Annotated in this window: 20 protein-coding genes and 1 riboswitch; of the genes, 2 read left to right on the forward strand and 18 right to left on the reverse strand. The window is 50.2% G+C overall.

Features of this window, described 5'->3' with window-relative positions; all coding sequences use genetic code 11:
* Nucleotides 1–32: 32 nt before the first annotated feature.
* The 9 genes from GQF01_RS17440 to GQF01_RS17480 all read right to left on the reverse strand — a co-directional run bounded on the left by GQF01_RS17440 (nucleotide 33) and on the right by GQF01_RS17480 (nucleotide 8261).
* On the reverse strand, nucleotides 33–1148 hold the full coding sequence (locus GQF01_RS17440; protein ID WP_161407996.1) for an aminopeptidase: 1116 nt from the start codon (nucleotides 1146–1148) through the stop codon (nucleotides 33–35).
* A 45-nt stretch (nucleotides 1149–1193) separates the two neighbouring features.
* On the reverse strand, nucleotides 1194–1796 hold the full coding sequence (locus GQF01_RS17445) for an ArsR/SmtB family transcription factor (protein ID WP_161407997.1): 603 nt from the start codon (nucleotides 1794–1796) through the stop codon (nucleotides 1194–1196).
* A 288-nt stretch (nucleotides 1797–2084) separates the two neighbouring features.
* Nucleotides 2085–3872, reverse strand: a complete 1788-nt coding sequence (thiC, locus tag GQF01_RS17450) for a phosphomethylpyrimidine synthase ThiC (RefSeq protein WP_161407998.1) — start codon at nucleotides 3870–3872, stop codon at nucleotides 2085–2087.
* Between the two features lie 22 nt (nucleotides 3873–3894).
* Nucleotides 3895–4539 carry a thiamine phosphate synthase gene (thiE, locus tag GQF01_RS17455; RefSeq protein WP_161407999.1) on the reverse strand — a complete coding sequence of 215 codons (645 nt, stop codon included), beginning with the start codon at nucleotides 4537–4539 and terminating at the stop codon, nucleotides 3895–3897.
* A complete protein-coding gene (thiD, locus tag GQF01_RS17460; RefSeq protein ID WP_161408000.1) occupies nucleotides 4536–5408 on the reverse strand; it encodes a bifunctional hydroxymethylpyrimidine kinase/phosphomethylpyrimidine kinase in 873 nt (290 codons plus the stop codon). Before thiD ends, thiE begins: the two co-directional genes overlap by 4 nt.
* Before the next feature lie 76 nt (nucleotides 5409–5484).
* A complete protein-coding gene (locus GQF01_RS17465; protein ID WP_161408001.1) occupies nucleotides 5485–6252 on the reverse strand; it encodes a thiazole synthase in 768 nt (255 codons plus the stop codon).
* A gap of 6 nt (nucleotides 6253–6258) precedes the next feature.
* On the reverse strand, nucleotides 6259–6462 hold the full coding sequence (gene thiS, locus GQF01_RS17470) for a sulfur carrier protein ThiS (RefSeq protein ID WP_161408002.1): 204 nt from the start codon (nucleotides 6460–6462) through the stop codon (nucleotides 6259–6261).
* Nucleotides 6446–7633, reverse strand: a complete 1188-nt coding sequence (gene thiO / locus GQF01_RS17475) for a glycine oxidase ThiO (protein ID WP_161408003.1) — start codon at nucleotides 7631–7633, stop codon at nucleotides 6446–6448. The genes thiS and thiO overlap by 17 nt, the downstream gene beginning before the upstream one ends.
* Entirely contained in the window at nucleotides 7617–8261 is a 645-nt protein-coding gene (locus GQF01_RS17480) for a thiamine phosphate synthase (protein WP_235959859.1), read from the reverse strand. Before GQF01_RS17480 ends, thiO begins: the two co-directional genes overlap by 17 nt.
* A gap of 141 nt (nucleotides 8262–8402) precedes the next feature.
* A riboswitch (TPP riboswitch) is annotated at nucleotides 8403–8501 on the reverse strand.
* 160 nt (nucleotides 8502–8661) lie between these two features.
* On the opposite strand from GQF01_RS17480, the gene GQF01_RS17485 reads away from it, so the two are divergent.
* A complete protein-coding gene (locus tag GQF01_RS17485) occupies nucleotides 8662–9645 on the forward strand; it encodes a bile acid:sodium symporter family protein (protein WP_161408004.1) in 984 nt (327 codons plus the stop codon).
* A gap of 248 nt (nucleotides 9646–9893) precedes the next feature.
* Here the strand turns inward: GQF01_RS17485 and GQF01_RS17490 are convergent, their stop codons facing one another.
* A complete protein-coding gene (locus tag GQF01_RS17490) occupies nucleotides 9894–11393 on the reverse strand; it encodes an FAD-dependent oxidoreductase (protein ID WP_161408005.1) in 1500 nt (499 codons plus the stop codon).
* A 189-nt stretch (nucleotides 11394–11582) separates the two neighbouring features.
* Here GQF01_RS17490 and GQF01_RS35945 point away from each other — a divergent pair, with 189 nt between their 5' ends.
* On the forward strand, nucleotides 11583–12293 hold the full coding sequence (locus tag GQF01_RS35945; protein ID WP_202556430.1) for a hypothetical protein: 711 nt from the start codon (nucleotides 11583–11585) through the stop codon (nucleotides 12291–12293).
* Nucleotides 12294–12644: 351 nt separating this feature from the next.
* Here the strand turns inward: GQF01_RS35945 and GQF01_RS17495 are convergent, their stop codons facing one another.
* From GQF01_RS17495 to GQF01_RS17530, 8 genes are all read right to left on the reverse strand, one after another.
* Nucleotides 12645–13166 carry a YbjN domain-containing protein gene (locus GQF01_RS17495; protein ID WP_161408006.1) on the reverse strand — a complete coding sequence of 174 codons (522 nt, stop codon included), beginning with the start codon at nucleotides 13164–13166 and terminating at the stop codon, nucleotides 12645–12647.
* A 208-nt stretch (nucleotides 13167–13374) separates the two neighbouring features.
* The gene (locus GQF01_RS17500) at nucleotides 13375–14091 is read right to left on the reverse strand and encodes an eCIS core domain-containing protein (RefSeq protein ID WP_456238693.1); all 717 of its coding nucleotides are present in this window, start codon (nucleotides 14089–14091) and stop codon (nucleotides 13375–13377) included.
* Nucleotides 14092–14409: 318 nt separating this feature from the next.
* Nucleotides 14410–15801: a PP2C family protein-serine/threonine phosphatase gene (locus GQF01_RS17505; RefSeq protein WP_161408008.1), complete on the reverse strand. Its 1392-nt coding sequence runs from the start codon at nucleotides 15799–15801 to the stop codon at nucleotides 14410–14412.
* A gap of 51 nt (nucleotides 15802–15852) precedes the next feature.
* The gene (locus GQF01_RS17510; protein ID WP_161408009.1) at nucleotides 15853–16188 is read right to left on the reverse strand and encodes an STAS domain-containing protein; all 336 of its coding nucleotides are present in this window, start codon (nucleotides 16186–16188) and stop codon (nucleotides 15853–15855) included.
* Complete coding sequence (locus GQF01_RS17515) at nucleotides 16185–16646, reverse strand: ATP-binding protein (RefSeq protein WP_202556432.1); 462 nt, start codon at nucleotides 16644–16646, stop codon at nucleotides 16185–16187. Before GQF01_RS17515 ends, GQF01_RS17510 begins: the two co-directional genes overlap by 4 nt.
* A gap of 13 nt (nucleotides 16647–16659) precedes the next feature.
* Nucleotides 16660–19719, reverse strand: a complete 3060-nt coding sequence (locus GQF01_RS17520; RefSeq protein WP_161408011.1) for a HEAT repeat domain-containing protein — start codon at nucleotides 19717–19719, stop codon at nucleotides 16660–16662.
* 33 nt (nucleotides 19720–19752) lie between these two features.
* Complete coding sequence (locus GQF01_RS17525; RefSeq protein ID WP_161408012.1) at nucleotides 19753–20316, reverse strand: GNAT family N-acetyltransferase; 564 nt, start codon at nucleotides 20314–20316, stop codon at nucleotides 19753–19755.
* A complete protein-coding gene (locus GQF01_RS17530) occupies nucleotides 20258–23026 on the reverse strand; it encodes an adenylate/guanylate cyclase domain-containing protein (protein ID WP_161408013.1) in 2769 nt (922 codons plus the stop codon). Before GQF01_RS17530 ends, GQF01_RS17525 begins: the two co-directional genes overlap by 59 nt.
* Nucleotide 23027 lies beyond the last annotated feature (1 nt).

The raw sequence follows: 23027 nt of genomic DNA on the forward strand, positions 1-23027 counted from the left end.
GCAGGATCAGAGGACCTGATTACTCACTCAACTTACTTCAAATTTTCCGGGTTCAGCTGCAAAAGCTCAGGCAGAACGAAGATGCCGTCCTTGCGAATCAGCACATCATCAAACCAAATCTCGCCGCCGCCGTATTCCGGACGTTGGATGTTCACAATATCCCAGTGCAGCGAGGACTTGTTGCCGTTGTAAGCATCGTCGTAGCAGTTGCCTGGTGTGAAGTGGAAGCTGCCATCGATTTTCTCATCGAACAACGTGTCCTTCATTGGATGTTGGATGTAAGGATTCACGCCAATTGCGAACTCACCAATATAACGCGCGCCTTCGTCCATATCGAAAATTTCATTAATGCGATCTGTATCGTTCGCCGTCGCTTTAATGATTTTACCATTTTCAAATTCAAGCACGATGTTTTCGAAAATAAAGCCATCATGCGGAGTAGGCGTATTGTAGGAAATAATGCCGTTTACCGAATCGCGAACCGGTGCAGAGTAAACTTCGCCATCTGGAATGTTCAATTCGCCGTCGCATTTCACGCCGCCAATTCCTTTGATTGAGAACGTCAAATCCGTGCCAGGACCAACTAGACGCACTTTATCCGTGCGATCCATAAGCTCTTTCAACGCGTCCATCGCTTTGGACATTTTGCCGTAATCCATCGTACACACATTGAAGTAGAACTCTTCGAAAGCATCTGTGCTCATGCTAGCCAGCTGCGCCATAGAGGAAGTCGGGTAACGAAGAACGACCCATCTTGTATCCTTTATACGAACATCGAAATGAACTTGTTGATAGTAGACGGAATTATAAAGCTTCATCCGATCCGCAGGGATATCCGAAAGTTCATAAATGTTAGCTCCGCCGCGCACGCCTATGTAGCCTTGCATTTTCTTCATTTGGAAAGCATCCACATCCGCCCAAGTTTGCATCTGAGCTTCTGTTCCTTCCATAACAAGCTGGCGAATGATCGCATGATCTCGCACGTTCACGTAAGGATGAGCGCCGGCTGCGTGAATTTTTTTCACAAGCTCTTTGACAAGCGCGTTATCAATGCCGTAAGCTTCGATCAAAATATTTTCTCCAGGCTGCGCTTTAACCGAGTAATTCACAAGCACATCAGCTAGTTTCGTTATTCTTGGATCTAACATAGTAATCTCTCCTCTACTTCTCTACTTCTCTACTTCTCTACTTCTCTACTTCTTCACTTCTTCCACTGGGTCAAAGGACGGCTCATTCGTCTGGAAGCCGACTGTCGTTAAATAAAACCATTCCCCGTTCTCTTCCTGCTGAGAATCGAGTTCAAAAATAAGGTCGCGAAACTTTCGAAGCCATTCCGCATATTTTTCCTTGCTCATTTTGACTTCGACCTGCGTCATAATGATTGGCCAATGCGCGCGGTCAGCAGATGGAATCTGGAATGCCTCTTCCGGGGCATGAATCGCTCTGCGTCTGGCACGTGCGAGTACGCTGAGCGTTCTCTCACGGTAGTAGTTCTCTACCTCGGAAACATAGGGGAGCAGCGCTTCACTAGGCACAAAGCCACGCGCGACGGCTCTGTAAAATTTTTGGACGATACCATTTTTGAGCTCCGTACGGACGACCGAAATCAAGCCATGCTTTTCCAACTCGTTCAAATGATAGTGTACCTTGGCACGCGCCATTCCTAGTAGTTTAGCCAATTGTTGGCCCGTATACGCTTTCTCAATAAGATAAAGCAGAACCTTGGCGCGTAGTGGGTCACTGATCGTTTTCAGTTGTTCTAACTCTTCAATAATATAAACCGGTTGCAGCTTCATCCTGGATTCGACCTCCCTCTAATGTACCAATTTTGCCGTGTAAACAAGCGTCTCTTGGTCAACTCTTAATCTCTTGCGAGATTAATTAAACGACGGTCAAATCTTTTTAACCGTATCATAATGCGAAAAGGAAATCATGTCAATTGCCGTTTCTGCATGGCTCATGGACAACCCCCTCACTTAAATGTTTCAACGCGTTAACGAATTACCGAAGTTAAGCTTTATTCTCTATGGTAGCAAAAAGGGACGTTTCTGTCACCAAGAAAGGTGGAAACGTCCCATAATTATTTAGCTGTAGATCTGGCTTCCTGCTTCACGGAACTCTTTGGACTTCTCCTGCATCCCGCTGCTTAGCGCGACGGCTTCATCCAACCCCTGTACATGCGCGTATTGCCTGATATCCTGCGTAATTCTCATGGAACAAAACTTCGGTCCGCACATGGAACAAAAGTGTGCCGTTTTCGCGCCTTCAGCCGGAAGCGTCTCATCGTGATACTCGATCGCTCGCTCCGGATCGAGCGAGAGATTGAACTGATCGCGCCAGCGGAACTCGAAGCGCGCCTTCGACAGCGCGTTGTCGCGAATTTGCGCGCCCGGGTGACCTTTGGCAAGATCGGCGGCATGCGCAGCGATCTTGTACGTGACGACCCCAACACGGACGTCCTCTTTGTTTGGGAGGCCGAGATGCTCCTTCGGCGTCACATAACACAGCATCGCCGTGCCGAACCAACCGATCATCGCCGCTCCAATAGCGGAGGTGATGTGGTCATAGCCCGGCGCAATATCTGTCGTCAGCGGCCCTAGCGTGTAGAATGGCGCCTCATCGCAAACTTCCAGCTGACGGTCCATGTTTTCCTTAATCATGTGCATCGGCACATGACCAGGCCCTTCAACCATCACTTGGACGTCGTGGCGCCAAGCGATTTTGGTCAGTTCACCGAGCGTATCCAACTCGGCGAATTGCGCCTCATCGTTCGCATCCGCGAGCGAACCGGGGCGCAGCCCGTCGCCGAGGGAGAAGGCGACGTCGTAGGCTTTCATAATTTCGCATATCTCTTCAAAATGCGTATACAGGAAGTTCTCTTGGTGATGCGCCAAGCACCATGCCGCCATAATCGAACCTCCACGAGACACGATACCTGTCACACGCTGAGCCGTCATCGGGATGTACCGCAGCAGCACACCTGCATGAATCGTGAAATAGCTGACCCCTTGCTCCGCCTGCTCTATCAATGTATCCCGATATACTTCCCATGAGAGGTCCTCGGCTTTGCCGTTTACTTTTTCAAGTGCTTGGTATAAAGGCACCGTACCTACTGGAACTGGGGAGTTGCGGATGATCCACTCACGTGTTGTATGTATGTTTTTGCCTGTCGATAAATCCATGATCGTATCTGCGCCCCAACGGGTGGCCCACGTCATTTTCTCCACCTCTTCCTCAATGGAAGAAGCGACCGCGGAATTACCAATGTTCGCATTGATTTTTACCAGAAAGTTGCGTCCGATGATCATAGGCTCGCTCTCCGGGTGATTAATATTAGAAGGAATAATGGCGCGGCCCAGCGCGACCTCTTTGCGCACGAACTCGCTATCCAGATTCTCGCGAATCGCAATGTACTCCATCTCAGGCGTTACAATCCCTTTGCGGGCGTAGTGCATTTGTGTAACGTTGGCACCTTTTATCGCGCGGAGCGGTCTCCTGTGCAGGCCTGGAAATACTTCCGCTGCTCCTCTTGCATCTGACGAGGAAAGTCCATTGTCTTCCGGCTTTATTTCACGTCCATCGTAGGCTTCTACGTCCCCGCGTTCCTCAATCCATGACAAGCGATTAGCCGGCAGCCCTTGGCGAATATTGGTATTTCTATCCGTGTCCGTATAAATACCGCTTGTATCATACACGTGTACAGGCTCATTCGCTACTTCGTCGCCGTGAATATTCGTGGAAGTCCCGAGCGAAATTTCCCTCACAGGTACTTGGATATCCGGTCTGGACCCTTGTACATACACTTTCTTACTGCCAGGAAAAGTAGAAACTTGAACGTCTTTCACGGGGCTGCTGTTATTGCTTGTTGACACATCATGACCTCCTTTTAAATGGTTATTGTAAAATGCGGATCAGCTCCGATGCTGCCTCCTGCGGGGAGCGCGCGCCAGCGATCGCGCTCACAACGGCTACGCCATCCGCTCCAGCGCGGATGACGGGCAAAGCATTCGTGGCATCGATGCCCCCGATGCCAACCAAAGGCAACCCGATGCCGCCTTCGCGCATCCGGGCGATCATGGCAGGCCCCTGGACCTCACGCGCATCGAGCTTCGTGCGCGTGGCGTATTGGGGGCCTACGCCCAGGTAGTCGGCGCCTTCGGCCAGCGCCGACTGCGCCTCCCCCAGATCGTGGGCTGACACGCCCACGATCATATGCTTCAGCCGCTGCCGCACGGCGGCGGCTGGGGCATCCTCTTGGCCGATGTGAATCCCATCGGCCTCCAGCTCTAGAGCAAGCCTTTCATCATCGTTGACGATGAAAGGGATCTGATGCTGCGCGCACAAGCTGCGCAGCCTGGCGCCCAGCTCGAGCAGCGCCGACCCTTGCAGGGCGCCGGCGCCTTTCTCGCGGAGCTGAAACATCGTGATGCCGCCGGCAATCGCTGCCTCCAGCACCGCATAAGGGTCAGCCCCTCCGCAGTTCGGGCTGCCCATCACCAAATACAAACGCAGCGCTTTGCGCAGTTCTTCGCTATTCATCGCGTCCCTCCGGCATAAACATCATGGCTCACGATGATGGTATTGGAGGCAATAGTGCTGTTTTCTTGCCTTTGCCCGCGTTGGTACGCCCAATGATTCGTAGGCCCATGACCGCTTCCAATGTTCAGCGGTTCAGCAATAGCGGCTTGGATGAAATTTTTGGCCAAACGTAATGATTCAGAAGCTGGTAAACCCTGCGCAAGCCCAGAAGTGACAGCCGCAGCAAACGTGCAGCCCGTACCATGTGTATGCGGTGTATGCAGACGCCGGGAAGAAAACTCGGTGAATGACTTCCCGTCATAAAGCAGATCCGTAGCGTACACCGTATCCGCTTCATGACCACCTTTAATCATTACATGCTGACAGCCGTATGCATGGATCCTTCTTGCTGCTTGCTGACGCGACTCGCTATCCGTAATGGAAATTCCGCTAAGTGCCTCCGCTTCCGGAATGTTCGGTGTGACCACGTCAGCCAGCGGCAGCAGGTGCTCAATCATGGCGTCTATCGCCTCTTGCTGAAGCAAAGAGGCGCCGCCTTTGGCAATCATAACGGGATCGACAACGACCCGCTCCCATTTGTAGCTTTTTATCGCTGATGCTACGATTTGGATAATGTCAGAGGAGAAGAGCATTCCAGTTTTGAGCGCATCCGGTCGCAAATCAGCGCTAATAGAAGCTAGCTGCTGCTCCACCGCTTCACTGCTCATTGGGTACACACCTTGAACGCCAAGCGTATTTTGCGCTGTCACGGCAGTAATCACCGACATCCCATAGACTCCCAGCTCCTGGAACGTCTTAAGATCAGCCTGGATGCCTGCTCCTCCTCCGCTATCTGAGCCCGCGATCGTCAACGCTTTATATATGGACATTTGGCTCCTCCTTTCAAATAGTTACTACTCTTAGGTCGATTAGCGCCTTGCGGCTGAGACGGCCTTCGCCCCCATCCTAAACCGTGCTAAAACCATCCATCGGGCTGCTTGCCGAAGCATATCGCTTCTTCGGAATTCGGCCAGCCTCGAAACCAGCGCGTCCCGCTTCAATAGCGAGTTTCATGGCGTAGGCCATTTTGACCGGATCCTTAGCACCTGAAACGGCTGTATTCAGCAGCACGCCATCCGCCCCCATCTCCATCGCCAGCGAAGCGTCCGAAGGAGCACCTATACCAGCATCGACGATGACTGGCACCGTTGCCTGTTCAATGATGAAGCTCAAATTGAGCGGATTGATAATGCCTTGCCCTGTCCCAATAGGAGAAGCTCCTGGCATGATGGCATGCACCCCAAGCGCTTGCAGGCGTTTTGCCAATAACACGTCATCCGACGTATAGGGCAGTACGATGAAGCCCTCTTCGAGCAGCATTTCAGACGCTTTCAATGTTTCCACTGGGTCAGGCAGCAGCGTCATCTCATCGCCAATCACTTCTACCTTAATCATGTCACAAAGCCCCGATGCCTTCGCCAACTTGGCGATACGCACGGCTTCTTCCGCCGTTTTCGCCCCCGCCGTGTTCGGCAGCAGTGTGAAGTTCGACACATCCAGCATGGATAAGAAATTCGGCTGGCTCGCCTCAAAAATGTTCATCCGCCGCACCGCAAACGTCAAAATCTGCGATTCACTCACATCAACAGCCTGCTTTTGTATATCAAAATTCGGGAATTTGCCTGTGCCTAATAGTAATCTTGAACGAAATTCATATGGACCGATTTTTAACATGGTTAATTATCCCCCTCCAACAAAATGAACAATTTCGATTTTATGTCCTTCAGATAATTCTGTATTCTCGTGTTCTTCTTTTTGTAAAATGTTTTGATTATGCTCGACAACGAGCATTTTCTCCTGCAGCTCAAAATGCGCCAGCAACTCTTCAATGGTCCGAATCGTATCCGGAACCTCGACGTTTTGTCCGTTAATGTGCAGCTTCAATGCTTTGCAGCTCCTCTCCTCTTCGTTGCAATCCTTCCGCCCTTTGCGATGTTCCCGTCAAATTGGGGCTGAAAGCAGGCAGGTTAGCTTGCAAGGCACCTAAGTCCTCACCTGAAACGAGCTGAGCTATCACCTTCCCCGTGATCGGACTAAGCAAAATCCCATTGCGGTAATGCCCGCAGGCCGCAAATAACCCTTTGTACATCGGGATTTCCCCGATGTACGGCATACCGTCTGGTGTCTGAGGACGCAGACCTGACCAAGCCTTCTCCCACTCGGCTTCGCCGATTGCGGGCATTACTTGCTTCGCTCTCGCCATCAGCTCTGCTAGTCCTGCCAGCGACACCTTGCGGTCATAGCTGTGCGGCACAACCGTTGCCCCAACGAGCAGCCGGCCTCCCGCTTTGGGGACGATATAACACCCTGGCGTGAACAGGGTCTTCTGCAGCTCACGCTTCTCTGTGAGAACCGAGAAGCACTCCCCTTTCACGGGATACACCGGCAGGTCGATCCCGCTGCCAGCGAGGAACTGACCGCTCCACGTCCCGGCCGCAACGACAACGCGGTCGCTATACAGCGGTCCCTCGCTCGTCGTGACGCCGATGACGCGGTCGCGCTCCGTCAGCAGCCCTTGCACCTGGGCGAATTCTTGCAGCTTCGCCCCGAGCACCCGCGCTGCCTGCGCGAAGGCCGCCGCCAGCTGCGGCGCCTCCACCTGCCCATCTTCGGGCAGGTACAAAGCCCCGCGCGTCGCCTTGCTCAGCGCGGGTTCGAGCTCTGCGGCTGCGGCTGCGCTCAGCCACTCCGCTTTTTCGCCCGCTGCGCGCTGGAGCTTCTCCCGCGCGCGCAGCTCCTGCTCCTGAGCGTCGCTGAGCGCGACGTTCAAGAGCCCTTCACGGATGAGACCGATGTCGATGCCCGTGAGGCTTCTCAGTTCCCCGCTCAGTTCGGGGAACATCGCTCTGCTATGCCGGGCCCACTGGAACAGAGGCCCGGTGTCCTCCATCTCGGACTGCGCTCCGAGCATGCCGGCTGCGGCAGCCGAGGCCTCCGTCCCTAATCTGCTGCGCTCCAGCAGCGTGACGGACTGGCCTCGCTTCGCCAAGTGATAGGCGATTGAAGCGCCTATCACACCACCGCCAACGATGATAACATCACTCGTATGCTTCATATCTCTCACCTCTGGTTTCTTCTAGCTGCAATTCTCGGTTATAAGCTTTTACTGTTTCCAAGGGGTCAGCTGCCTCCCAAATGCCACTCATCACCGCAATGCCAGAAGCTCCCGCTGCCAATACAGACCTTACTCTTGCTGGTGTTATGCCACCGATCGCGATGACCGGGATCGTGACCTGCTCGGCAACCTTCCGCAGTTGTTCAAGCCCTCTTGGCTGAACACCGAACTTAGAATTCGTCGCAAAAATATGGCCATACAAGACGTAATCCGCACCCTCCCGCTCACGCTTCACGGCTTCCTCTACGCTATGTACGGAAACTCCCGTCCGATGCACGCTTTGGTAGCTCTCCCTTATTGTCGGCAGCTCCAGGGAGCTTTCGGGAAGGTGCAAACCGCCAAGCCCAGCAGCCTCAGCCATCCAAGAGTACCCGTTGATACAGAGGGTTTGCGCAGGTACGCCTTTTTCCAACAAGTACTGTACGCCCATAAAAACTTCATCCATCGGCTTCGTTTTCTCACGAATATGAATGGCCGTGACATAAGGATGAATCTGGGCAGCAATCGCCGCCATATCCTTCCATGCCAGCTTGCCACTGGATATTACATGCAGTTCGCAATCGGACAATTAAGTCCTCCTCCTCACTTTGAATCGTTGTATCGATAGACAAGGCACCCTACAGCGCCAATCAAGACGCAAAAAAACCACTTCTCCTAAGAAAAGTGGTTGTAGGATGCCCGCATAATAACCATGCATAAATGAGGCGCCAAAGTCCGGTTTCCACTTTCCTCCGCTGGTATGACCCAGTTCAGGTTCAAAGGGTTCAGATTGCTCTGTCTCAGCCTTGCGGCGCCCCTAGGGATACATTCGTATTCATTTGTTCATTATCATAACACGGTATCCAGTCGTTGGAAATAGAAATTTCCATCCCATCTTATCCTAGTCACCTGAACTTATTGCTCTTATAATAGGGAGATCGCAAACCTCGGCCTTTATTACCCATTGTCAGGAAGGATGAACACACTAGATGCTATCTCATTTGAATCGCCAACTAGAAAAGATCTTACCGCTCATCACCCCAGTCAGCGTGCTCATCGGTGTTTTGCTCGGCAGTCATTTATCCGGCTATACCTTCTTATCGCCTTGGCTGTTTGCCTTTATGACGTTTTCGGGCAGCATAAGCTCCAGCTTCAAGGAATTTGTTAAAGTTATCGTGCAGCCTCTCCCACTCATTACTACACTGCTGATTCTACATGTTGGCATGCCCTTGCTTGCGCTTGGGCTCGGGCACGCTGTATACAGCCATGAACCGTTAACCATCACAGGCCTCATTCTCGCAGCAGCCATTCCTACAGGTATTACAAGCTTCGTATGGGTAGCTATTTATCGTGGAAATATCGTGCTGACGCTCTCCATTATTCTTATGGATACCGTTCTTTCACCGTTTGTTGTCCCTTATACACTCTCTGCGCTGGTCGGTACGAAAGTCCAAATGGACACTCTGGCCATGATGAGGGGTCTATTCTTCATGATCGTCGTCCCTTCCATACTAGGCATGCTGCTTAACCAATGGACAAAAGGCAGAGTTAAGGAGCAATGGAGCGGCCGTCTAGGTCCTTTTTCGAAAATATGCATGGGCATCGTTGTCGCTATTAACAGCTCTGTTATCGCTCCATATTTACGTGATTTTAATGCCAAGCTGCTTGGTTTGGCTGGTTTTGTACTAGCTCTCGCTTCCCTCGGCTACATCCTGGGATGGATTGTCGCGAAGCTGATGAAGTGGGATCAGGACGTCGTCGTGGCTCTTACGTTTAACAGCGGTATGCGGAATATTAGCGCCGGCGCCGTGCTGGCTGTAGCGTACTTTCCGCCTCCGGTGGCGATTCCCGTTGTGCTCGGGATGCTGTTCCAGCAGTCGCTGGCGTCGTTATTTGGTTTTCTTTTGAACAGAAGATACGCCCTGAAAAGTGATAGGCCTAATCTGACTATGAATCGTGCCAAGCAAGTTTAATCGAGGGGCTGCGTGTGCAGCTTCTTTTTTATTGGAAATAAAAGGAACTTTCACTCACGCTTCAGTCTAATATTCTGGAGGTGATCGCATGTCATTGTTTAAAAAACAGTCTCCTTTTCGAACAATTCTCAGTAGTTATCTCAAAAGTCCTCTGATCTGGTTCTGCATCGTAACTGGAATATTCATTGTGCCTCTTCTAGGTTACCTAGTACTTTGGCTATTAGTACTTGGAGAGTAACCACATGCCATTACGGAAGCAAGAGTTTGCCTATATTCAGTTGATGAATTTGATCCTCTGTTAAACCACTCAGCTTATTTTTGGCCGTAACACCATTCAGGGTAATTCCATACGTATTTTTTAAATATTCATGCATATCTTGCATATCTTTTTGTGTTAATTTACTTAAATCCCTCTCTCCTTTTAAATGCCCAAGCAGGATCCCTATGACTTCAGCCGCCAAAGAGGTATTAGCTTGAATGCGCGCACTGCCATAGGCGACAGATGAGGCTCCCACGTTTTTACCTGCTAGAATGACGTTGGCAAACCCTTTGGGAATAAAAGAACGTAGAGGCATACCATATTTGTCGGGGTCCCCACTATGTTGTCCCCAAGTGTGACTTGCTGTTCCTTGAAGATCAATTGGATATCCTCCGATGCTCACATTGTCCCAGAACATGCTGCCGCCCATCAGGTCCGATGCCTGCAATACATACTCCGTTTGATAACGGTTATAGTCACGAATGTACAAATAATCTGGAAAGCCATTGATTTCAGCCTTATCCCAACCATTCAATTGTTCACGCAGATGAGGTAAGATACGGAGCGTCTCTGCCTTTCCTCTTTCTAGTGCAGCTTGTACACTATCCTTGTCCGAAGGATCCACATGAAATAGCAAAAGGGCATTAATGAGCACCTCACCATCTCGCTGGTTGATCGCATTTAACCCGCGAAGAAATACTTCCCTGCTGCTTGGGGTGAATGCGGCCCCGACATTTCCAAAGCCCCACGTAAATTTATCTGTAACCGTAGTCGTTGCACCATACTTATTTTCTATATCTTTTTTGGTCAGCTGACTCATTTCACCCTGGAACTTCCCCCAGTCTACGTTGCGAAATTTCATCATGATGGAAGCTGCCATATACACTTGTGCTCCGCCGAATACAGTCTCAATGCCCGGCATACGTTCCAGTTCAAGACCACCTACTAAAGCGTTGAAATCCGTATTTTCTACCCAGTAGTCAGCACTGATGGTCTTGTCTGCTCCTTCTTTTGTACGATAGGTTATCGACTTTATTTTCTGAGTGCCTGTAACCGTATCTTTGACCCTATCAACGTTGGTTATAGAGATGCCAGATTCAAATGGTATCCCCTTAATGAGTGAATTGAAATACTGCTCAAATTCATTTGCTTTTCTGATCTCTCCACTTTTATAGCGACTAAAAAGCTCCTTCACTCTTCCCTGAAGCAAGGAATGATTTTGGTCATCAACCGGCTCATCCAGAAACTGCATCTGCCCTTGAATGAGCTGTCCTCCAGGTTGCTCTCTGGGATCTAGAATGGTCACCGACACCCCTTCGTCGATAGCCGCTCTAGCCAGATAAACGCCTTCTATTTCCGATCCAATTACAACAACATGGGTTGCTTGGTGTTTTTCTTTTTCCACTTGAACTTTCTCCTGATCACAAGCAGCTATAAATAATAAACAGGTAAAAAGCAAACCGATTTCTAAGCCTTGATACTTTCTCATCGCTTCCTCCAGTTACAAATAATGGATATTCAACAATTGGACGATACCCCCGCTTTAAAGTTCAATCGCATTATACTCAGCCATCTTTAAGCTAACTTTTATCTACAATTCAGCTTCCCTTCTCTTTTTTTTCATAATTGGGCCGTACAATGAGGGAGAAGATCAAGGATAGGAGTGGTACATAAACATATGAAAATGAAACAAATAGCTGGCCTATGCATCCTTATTCCCGCTTTGCTCAGCGGCTGCGGCAATCAATCTGCCCCTCAGCAAGTAGCGGCGAGTACAGCTCAGCCTGGGCAGTCTTCGCAGCAGAACGCGCAGTCTACAGCCGATGGAAAGCAGGGCCAGAATCGGCCTGCCATGAGTCAGGCGCAGAGACAATTGTTCAGCACCTTCCAAACGCTTCTCATGATGGACAAGGCTGAAGGACTTGCGATCACCAAGGAGCAGGCCCAAGTCATGCTGCCTGTTGCGCAGGATATCGAAACCAAAGCTGAGCTCAGCGACGACAACAAAACCAAGTTGTTCGAAAAGCTGACGGACGCTCAGAAGAAGTTCATCGACGACTTCGCGAACCGGATGGCTAATCGGGGGAATGGCGGTGGGAATGGACCAGGAGGAGCTAACGGAGGAAATCAAGGTGATGGCACGCGCGGGAATGGTGGCGGGCAAAAAGGTGGAAAACCAGACGCATCAGCATCAACTTCTCCCTCGGCTTCACCGAATGCAGCAGCGAGTTCAGACGGCACGGACACTGGGAAGCAGCCTCGCGAGAACGGCGGTAAAGCAGGCGGCAACCGTCCTGTCGGTGGCAATGGCTTTGGCAATGGCAATGGCGGGCAAATGAAAGATCCGGCCAAACAGCTTGTTGAGCTCTTGCAGGAGAGAGTGAAATAAAGCAGCAAGTCTGCTTTAGACGAACTTCAGAGCCTGTCGATGCATGGATGACTGTTTTGGATAGATGGAAAAACTACCGTTAATCTGCTTAGTTTATTCGCTGGGAGCGAAATAGCGGTAGAAACTCCAGCTAATGGCCCCCTAGCTGGATGAAAATGCGCTAGTATGGCGAAATTAGCGGTAGAAAATCCATTTAATTGGACAAAAATGGAATAACCAGAGGAATTAGCTGGAGTAATCGGCGTTAAGTATGCGGAACTCCAGTTCCCTAAAGCTCGATCCCAACTAAAAAAAGGGCTACCCGTCAGTAGATTCATCTACATTGGGGACAGCCCTTTCTCGCGTTCATAGTTAACCTCTGAGTGCCTGAACAACCTGCTCGGCATTAGCTTCACCGCTTGCTACCAGCTCGACGTGGTCGGCAAACATATCACACATATACACGAATAAGCTCAAAATTTCCAACACTTCTTCGCTGTCAAAAGAGCGGGCAGCCGAGATGCTATACACGTAGCGGTAATGCAGCTCGTTATGCTCATTAATGCCAAAATGGCCAATCGGCAGTCGCGTATTGATCTCAAGCAGAACAGCAGCAACCTCATCGCGCATGCTTTCTTCGAGATGAAAAGGAAGCGTACTGTAAATTTGCAGCAATTGGATTGCTGCGATCTCTTCGTCGTTCAAAGGTAAAAAGCTAAAGTGCAGAAAGCGTTCCCGCTCTTTTTTATCCTCCTGAAACCCTGCCATCAGCACATGAAGCGGAATCGCTTCTGATTTCTCCAACAAATTGGTGGCAAGGCCTGTCTCATCCAAAATCTCTTTGAGAAGCCCTAACTGCGTGAAATGACGCGTGTGTACATGATCTGGCAGCATATGTGTCCGCCCTCCTACTTTCTTATGCCCAAAACTTCAACTAGGCTGCTTATTCATTTAATCTGATCATTCTTAACTTTCTCAAGCGCAAATATACTTAGTCCCAACGTACAGCGCTTCTAAGAAGCTGTGAATACGACGGGCTCACTCCTGCATGCAAAAAAGCAACAGGCGACATCATTAATCCTGTTGCTCCTACGGAATTCACTTATTTGCCGCCACGCTGTTGGATGACATGCGTTAACTCATGTCCAAGCAGCTCCTGACCTTGATGCGAATCTGGGTTATATCGACCTTCACGGAAGAAGATATCATTCCCTGTCGCAAATGCCTCCGCACCTAACGAAGCATTCAGCTTCGACGACTCGGCATCTTGATGGATGTTCACATTGCTGAAATCCGCATTAAAGGCTGATTCCATCTTGGCCTGAATCTGCGCGTCCATCTTACTGCCGCTGCCTTGCTTGGATTTAATCTGCGACTCAACGGAAGCCCCTGCCTCAAATTCTCCACCGTCAGACGGCTTCATCTGCAGCTCTTCCTCCTCCGACTCTCCGCCTTCGCTTCGCTGAATCGTCTCCGAGGACGGCTTCATCTGCAGCTCTTCCTCTTCCATCTCTCCGCCTTCGCTTCGCTGAATCGTCTCCGAGGATGGCTTCATCTGCAGCTCTTCCTCTTCCATCTCTCCGCCTTCGCTCCGCTGAATCGTCTCCGAGGACGGCTTCATCTGCAGCTCTTCCTCTTCCATCTCTCCACCTTCGCTCCGCTGAATCGTCTCCGAGGACGGCTTCATCTGCAGCTCTTCCTCTTCCATCTNNGCCTTCGCTTCGCTGAACGTCCGGTGCTGATGCTCCACTATTTTCTGAGGCTGCGATCTTATCCGCCACTTCTTTCCCAACTTGATCAGCCTCTTGTTCATAGGCATCTCCAGCCGGCCCAACCGTCAGCTTCGTCTGTACGGATAGCATGTCGCCTACTGCTTTGTTGCCAATAGTCCGTTGTATATTCATGAGATCTGCACCCGCAGACTGTCCTTGTGCATGGCTCTTATTACGAGATTGATTGTGCAGGGAAGTATCTGGCTGCCTGTTGATACGCGATAGATGCATTGGCATATGAACCCTCCTAGAATGGTAGTACTGAGAAAAATGCCATCAATTGACGGCTTGCGCCCCATCATTATCCGTATCTGAGCGCATGATGTCATCTAATTTCACTATATCATACCTGTGGAGCTTTGAGGTTACATTTTGTTTGGCTTTCGATCTACGATGAGCACGGCAATATCATCTGATTGGATAGCCCCATTGGCGAAACGGTCGACGTCCTGGGTGATGTGTTCCAATAGCTGTATCGGCTGGCTGGACAGTTCCTTTTCTAAAAGCTTATGAAGACGCAAGAAGCCATATTGCTCCTGCCCCCGATCCTCTGCTTCCGTAATGCCGTCCGTATACACAATCAAGCGGTCACCTCGCTCAAGGATCACTTCATTATCGGCATAAAGCATCTCGTCCATGACGCCAAGCGGAAGACCCTTTTTCCCCTTCAGCTGTTCCACATCTCCGCTCTCACGGACTAGGTAAGGCGGACAATGACCGCCGTCACTATACTGCAGACGTCCCGTGCCTACATCAAGCACACCGCAGAAAATCGTCGCAAACATCGTCGAATCGTCTTTATATAACTCCTGATTAACGGCCGTAAGCAGCTCTCCGGGCGACATGTCTGGCGACATTTTACCCTTGAGCAAGGTCATCGTAACCGCCATGAACAGCGCTGCAGGAATTCCTTTGTCGGATACGTCACCTAAAACGAAAAACAGCTTGTCGTCGCCGAGTCGAAAATAATCATAGAAATCCCCGCCAACCTCACGTGCCGGACGGATGTAAGCCTGCGCCTCGGCCGTAATGTTACTCGTAGCGTTTAGATCTGATCCTGAAGTCATGTGCAAGCCTTTGCGTGGCAAGAAACCCATTTGAATGTCCGTCGCGATGCGCAGCTCGCTTTCCATGCGCTCTTTGGCGGCTGTCGTCTTCTCCAGCACATCATAGAGCATGGCATTTTCCAAGGATGCCGCAATTGGAGACGCAATAGACTCTAACAGCTGCAAGTCACGATCGGTAAAATGCACGTCATCGCGCTTGTTCAGCACCTGCAGGACGCCGATAATTTTACCCTTGCTCGCCAGCGGCACGCAAAGCATGCTGCGTGTCGGGTAATCGACACGCTTCGCAACCTTGGAGGACCAGCGCTCGTCCTGCGCCGCATCGTCAATTTTCACCGGCTGGCCGGTCTGGGCCACCCAGCCTGCGATGCCTTCGCCGATTTTGAGGCGGATTTCGCGGACTTCATCGCCTTTTTCACCCAGTGCAAGGTCGAAGAATAGTTCTCCCTTTTCCTCATCGACCAAGATGACGGAGGACGCTTCTGCATTCAGGATGCGGGAAGAGGTCTCCATAATTTTGATCAGCAGATCTTGCTTCTGAATCGTCGAGTTCACTTCCAAGCTGACATCGAACAGCTGCATCGTCCGCTGAAGCTCCAGCTCAGCCATCTTGCGCCTTCGCTCACTGAGCTGCCACGCGATACCAAACACCAAACATACAAGAAGAAGTGCACCTACGATGATATTCATCTGGTACGCCCCCCCAGCTCATAGACTCGCCCTTGACACTTGTTCATTCGGTTAAGAGATGGCATGGATCGCATCTGCTTCCTTCTCATAAATCGAAAAAATGGAACTAAACCCTGACATATCGAATACCTCTTTGACATTCTCATTCATACGCACAAGCGCCAATTTGCCTTGAATAACCTTGATCATTTTGGCTGCGGACAGCAAGCTTCTGAGTCCTGCAGAGCTAACATACTCAAGTCCTTGCAAATCAAAAACAAACTTGCCCTTCCCCTGCTCGACGAGCTTCGCGAAAGCGGCTTCCAAGCTCGCTGACGTATTCGCATCCAGTCTGCCATTCAAGCTAAGCAGTACGATGTCCCCTTGTATGCTCTCGTTAATATTCATGATATTCCCTCCTCCTGAATTCGCCGTTTTGTCATCATCAGTACATTTTCATCATGGATACGTTCATACCGGATTTCATCCATCACTTGTCTCACGAAGTGAATACCCAGACCGCCGATCCCGCGCTCGTCCACACTAAGATCAACACGGGGGCTTGCCTGGAGCAGCGGGTTAAAAGGCACTCCGCGATCTGTCAAGCAAAGCTCCCAGCCGTCTACAGCAGCACCAATGTCGATACGGATGGTATGCATATAGCGTTCTTCCGGGGGGTGCCCGTAGAGAATGATGTTAGTTACAAGCTCGTCGCAGACCAAATTCAGTTGGAATAACGTCTGATCATCCAAACCCATCGCTGGTGCCAGACCTTGCAAGAATACGCCTAGCCGCTCAAGCTCCTTCAGATCATTGCTTAACACGATGGTCTCTACCGACACGTTCGTCCCACCCTCTCTGCTCATTCACCTAGCTAGTTTAAGCCATTTTCAAAAGCATATTTTCCAGCAAACGAACGCGAGCACTTGATGCATGCAGCAGCCCGATGCCAATCTCCGGATACAATCTCACCAGTCGGGAGAGACTTTCGCCTTGCAGCGCAAGCACACGCACTTCATCGAAGATGACCTGGGCTGTAATTGATGAAGGCGATCCGTCCAGAGCCGTCGTTTCCCCAAATGCTTGCTTAGGTCCCAGTACTCCAATCGTTCCTGTCTCGCCTACACCCGTCTCATTGCTAAGCTCAACGTTGCCTTCGATGATTAAATACATCGCTGAATTACTCTGCCCACGGCGCAGTAGATAGGTCAGATCTTCATGGACTTCTTCCGTCGCAATACCAGCGATTAGTCCCAGTTCATCCACTGACAAATCAGCGAATAAAGATACCTGCTTGAGGAAAATAACCTTATCCAGCATGGTCAAAAACTTGCGCTCTTCTCTCATCTCATCACGCTCCAGTGAACTTAATGCGTAAACCGCAATATCCTTCAGCCAATCATCCGACCACCTTGCAGCTTCCTGTAATAACACTAGCGGCTTGGTCATGGCCGTCTCACTGCTGGTTGTTCCTTGCTTCAAGAGCTCCAGCAGAGCCAAAGCCAATTTGCGGTCCCCTAGTCCCTCGGCCAGCACCTCAAGCGCATTCTCGCGGACTTCTTCGCTCTCGTCCTTGGTTGCTTCGCGCAGCGTTGCCACAATACGTTCGTCAACGAACTTGGCCATGACGGCCCATGCCCCGCCGACAAGCGCATTGTGCAGCTCAGCGCACCGCTGGTTCGCAAGCTCCGCTAACCCCTTCATGTCGAGCTGCAGCAGTGCTTCTGGCAATGCGCGTTCCTGCGTAGAAGCAAGCATGCGATTTACGCATGGGTCAACGAGCTGCGTTCTCAGTTTATTTTCATCGAGCAGCTCAGCAAGGGCTGTAACCGCTGCGTTCCAAATAAAAGGATTCGCATGGTTAAGACTGTCAGTCAGAGCTGGCAACGCTGTATCGCCCATATCTACCAAAGCCTGATGAATGGCTTTGCGAAGCTCCTGGTCAGCAAGCGGCACCATGCTCAGAAGAAGTGGAATTGCCTCTACATGGCGAAGCTTACCCAGACACGCTGCTGCAGCTACTTTAACCGCAGGCCGATGATCCTCAAGCAGCGACAGCACCCAAGCGGAATAAGCCTCCAGCTTCAGATCCGCTACGGTATGGCAGCCGTAGACAGCCCATTCGCCGCCGTTATCCAGCATTTTGATAATAGCCTCGTCACAGGCTTGATAGCTTTCTTCGCTTTCGAGCGCGTAAAGCGCCTTAACGCCTTCATGTACAACCTTTGGATGGTTATCCAGCAGCTTGACGCGAATGAAGAAGTGCGACTGGCTTCTAAGATGCGTTGCTTTCGAAATTAACTTAACGCTTTCTGCTCGCACCTCCGGGTCTTCGTCCTCAAGAAAGGATGCAACCTGTACGAGGTCTTGAATCGTAGCGCCCTGAAGATTCATCGCACGCAGCACGGCAATGCGGATTCGCGAGCTTTCTTCCCCAATCATCCCGATCAAATGTGGCAGGAAAGCGGAATCCTTCGCCTTGCCTATCACTTCGAGCGCCAGCTCCCGCACGTAATCGTTCGGATGCTTCAAGTAGCCCAGCATGGCGGACAGCGCTTTGGAGCTGCGGATGCCCCCGATAAAAGACTCCGCAATATCAGACAAATCGGCGTGCAGCGACTGCACACTTTTGACCAGCTCACGGATGTACAGGTGTCTGCCGTACCAAGCGACAAATACGAGAACAACAGCCAGACCTACGCCTAACCAAGCAAGCAGCGACAGCTGAATCAGGCCGAAGGAGTGCAGCAGTGATAGCAAGGATCCGATTAATATTCCGCCTGAGGCGGCAACCCCTTGAGCGAAATAACGGTAGCCGTCTCGTTTGGAGATGGGGATCATTTTGAAAAAAAGCTGATAACATGGCTCGGCTATGTAATACAGCAAAATATAGAAGACCGCGTAGGAGCCCGAAACCAGTGCCAATCCAACAGACTGATTGATAAATAAAGCCGTAAGCCCGAATCCGCCGAAGAACAACACGGTAATAGCGAGCAGCATATTGCTTGCGCCCAGCCAGTTCATTAAGCGTGTAGACACCGTTTGCAGCAAAAGACAGAACGTAAACTGAATAGCTGTAATTAAGCCGTAAAAGGAAGTTAAATCGGCTTCCAGTGGAAACTTGGCCTCCGCCGCGGTAAAGTACTGATACTCGATCATGAAATACACGGCCGGCATCAGCGTCATTAACGCAACAGCACACAGCAAGAACGGACTGCTCAGCATCTGCTTCGCATAGTAGCCCGCTGGCGGTTGCTGCTCTTCTTCAACAATGTCCTTTCCACTCTGACTCTTCAGTCGCAGGTCTTCTTTCAACGTTAGAGGCACTAAGTAACGCGCCAACGCCTTACGAAAAAAGACGAAGCCGAACACCATCAGCACCGGAGCAAGCGCATAGACGGCTTCCGTCCCCAGCAGCTTGCCGATTTGATGAGCGATCAAGCCGGCGGTAATCCCGCCTGTCGTCGTAGAGGCAATGAACACCGGCATCAATCTTTTGGCCTGCTGAGTGGGACATAAGTCAAAGGCTGTACTCCATAACAGCAGTGTCAGCTGCCTTACGACAAAGTTAGAGGAAATGAACAGAATGGGATAGTAAAAGCGGAAATCAATACCACCCAGCTTAAAGCCAAGCAGCACCGCACCATTCAGCACGAGTAATCCGATCATCAACAGATAGAGCGTGGTCATCATTTTGGCCTTCGGCAAACGATTAGCCAGCTTCGCTAGAAGCCAGCCCTCCAGAGGCATGATAGCCGCTTCGGCAATATAGATGTAGGGCAAATACTGCACGCCGAATCTTTGGTTGAAAAGGGCCATGAATGCCGTGTAGTTCAGTGACTCCGCAATCCCGCTAAAATAAAAGATCGGCAGCATTATCCACAGCTTTCGGATATCTTCCGTCCGAAGTCCCATCCATCTGGTTAAGCTTCCTTGCATATCATCAGGTCCAATCTATTAGTTCATTTATCTTTAATAAAGTGGTTTATAGAAAGCTAATCGCGCTTCGCCTTCATAGTAGTAATTCGGATAAGTGCCGATGAGTTCAAATCCATTCGCTCGGAACATTTTTTGAATAGGCTGATATTCGGGCAAATCGCATGTATACGTAAGAATGTAGCGCCCTCCAGCTTCTCTTGAGAAGGTCTCTAGCACTTGGAACAAAATTTTCGCAAAACCATGTCTTCGGTATTCACGATGAACAGCTAAGTAGTCCCATAAATAACCACCGGACTGATGCTCGTTCTCCTTGCAGCTCGTCACAGCAATGATCTCTCCGGCTTCATTTTCAATGAACCAATGCCAGTGATTGCGGTGTGTCAAGCTAAGCAGGGGAGCATTGCGAAAATGCTCTAACTCCCCCGGGGTATGATTTTGATCATCAAATGATGAGGAAGATAGATAAAATTCAGTAATACGGTGTGCGTCTTTCTCGGTAGTCAGCTCCTGCACTTGCATGTCAAGTTCGCCTCTTTCATCATGAAACCGATAATGTGCCATTCCACTCTGCTGTCGTGCCGTGTTGGAAATACTCATCGCAAATATAGAAGTACAACTGTGCCGCCTTATCCTGACGATTCTGTTTAATGACCATCAAGAAGGCTTCCCTTGCATCATAGAAACGCCCTACCTGGTAATACGTGACAGCTTGCTCGAACAGCGGTCGGGTTTTCTCCTTCAGCACCCGAATCGTATCGGGATCCCCCTGATAAACGTCGAACAATTGAAGCGGCTCCTTCACCCCTTCTACCTGAATTAATCCCAGGTTCCGGTATTGGAAGGCTGCCGGCTGTTGCAGCGATTGCACCACATTGTCGGTAATGAGAATGGAGGCGCCCAGAGGCTCCGTCATCTTCTCCAGCATCGTTGCCACATTCACACCATCAGAGATCACATTGCCCTCTAGGCGTTGCTGCTCACCAATGATGCCAAGACGAAGCGGTCCTTTATGCAGGCCGATACCGAAATCTAGCGGCGAGTAGCCAACTTTGGCCCGATGCGAATTGTAGATATCCAGTTCCTTGCGCATCTCAATGCACGCTAGCAGTGCTTCATCCGCTTGATTCGGGAACAGCGCCATGAAGCCTGCGCCCAGGTACTTATTCATAAGACCTTGATGCTTGCGGACATACGGCCCGAATCGGCTAAGGAAGGAATTGACGAAGTTGAAGTTCTCTTCCGGCGTCAGCTTTTTGGAAAGCAGATAGAAGCCTCGGATATTAAAAATCAAAATCGACATATTTTTCTCCACTTGATCGCCCAGTTCAACCTCTAGAATGCTTTCCTTATTCAGGAATCGCAAAAACTGCTGAGGAACGAAGCGATAGTAGGACTGACTGAAATTCTCTACCTTAGTAATATAGTCCCGAATGCGCGCTGCCATCGTATTGACGCTGTCGCCCAAATCTGACACCTCGTCGCGCGTGTTGATCGTAACGACCGTATCCCAATTGCCTTTGGCAATCTCGCCGACGCTGTTGCGCAGCTTGCGAATCGAAGATAGCAGGACATAAGTCATGACAACGAGCACAATCAGCAAACCAACTGAAATGAGCGCAATATTGCGGATAATCGATTGAAGCACCGTTTGGCGATGTTTGAGGATGCCATCCAAGTTCTTACTCGTTTCGAAAACACCGACAATTTTACCCGCTGAGTTAAAAATAGGGGCAATCGCATAACGCCACTCGCCGGAGAAATCCTGCCACTGCCCTGTAGCTGGCTTGCCTTCAAGCACAACCTGCTGATTCTCAGGGGTTTGTTGGAACGGATTGAACATATGCATGCCATCATCGTCTTCTAGAACTCGATAAATGATGCCATTCTCGTATTTATATACAGCTTTGTAGAAGCCTTGATTATCATCGCTGGCGTTATTCTCAAAAACGGATTGAATCTTTTTGCGGAAAGATTGATACGTTGCACCGTTATAATCCAGCGGTGAAGCCAGACTTTCCAGCTTATCGCCATCGACCAGATTTTGACCGTTTTTGGCTAGCAAAACAAGCTCACTGAACGTTTCCTCTTCCATTTTCTTGGAGAAGCTCTCATAAATGACGGTCGACAACAGAATCATGGAAACCGCAATGACCGGCACTAGAATGAGAACTTGCTTCATCATCAGAGGAAGACGGCGCTGCAGCAAATTGATGAAGAAAAGTTTGATCGCATACAGCACAAGGATCAGAGCCGCTAAGGCGACCGACCAATGTATAAATGAATGTGTTCTTGCCGGTTGGCTGTACAAAGCCTCTACCATAGATGGCGTAATCGTCCCATCTGGCAAGCGGCGATTAATCTGCGCCGATTCTACAATAATAAGGCTGCCATCCTGCGCAATAGAACTCGCTGTAGCATCAAAGGCAAGCTCTATACCGTTCGCTTTCGCCTTCTCTTCGGTTACAAGACCTTCGATCAGGAAAGGCTGTGCGGGATCAAGCCGGGAAATCATTTTGTTGTTAAAATCGATGAAGATCAGACGCCCTTGATTATCAAGATGCATGCTTTCGGGGAAATTGCGTCTTGTGCGATCCAGCCCAGGAACGGGATAAACAAGCTCGGAATGCCCGTCGCCGAAGGCGCGATAAATCTCTCCACTGCGCGTTGAATAGTAGATTTCTCCAGGCTTAAAGCCATCTGCCTCGGCAACAAATTTATTTGGCGGGAGCTTGATCGTGTACACCGATTTAGGCTCGGATATTTGCTCTTTGCCAATTGGAGTTTGATAGAGAGTCAACTGCTGTACTTCATCATTGAAAAAGTAGACCATCCCATCGCGAACTTGAACATTGCGCAAGGATCCCAATCTATACCGCTGGGTTTGCGCGTCATTATATTCCTGTGAGAACAAGCTGCGGTCGAACTGCCCATCCGGCGTATAGCGAACAATTTGCTCTGCCTTAACCGCAATGCCATACGGATCAAGCAAGGTACGAATCGTGTAGAGATACCCCAAATCATCGACGGCCATATCGTTAAAACGGTACACTTCCCCGTTCTTCCCAGTCTCACTCGTGATGGAGTATTGAAGAACACCTTCTCCATTCAGTTTGTGAATCGTTTTCTTCGCGTTGTCGATCACAAACAAATTGTTATGCCCATCCGAGATCGCCTTCGATAAACCATCGAAAGGCATGCTCTTGTGAAAAGGCCATAGTGTGAAGCTTTCCCTGTTTAATCCAAGGTAGGTTCCAGCAGCACCCAGAAGCAGCAGTACGAGCAGCAATGCCGCAATCGATTTCTTCATC

The sequence above is a fragment of the Paenibacillus silvestris genome (assembly GCF_009882985.1).
Lineage (GTDB): Bacteria > Bacillota > Bacilli > Paenibacillales > NBRC-103111 > Paenibacillus_E > Paenibacillus_E silvestris.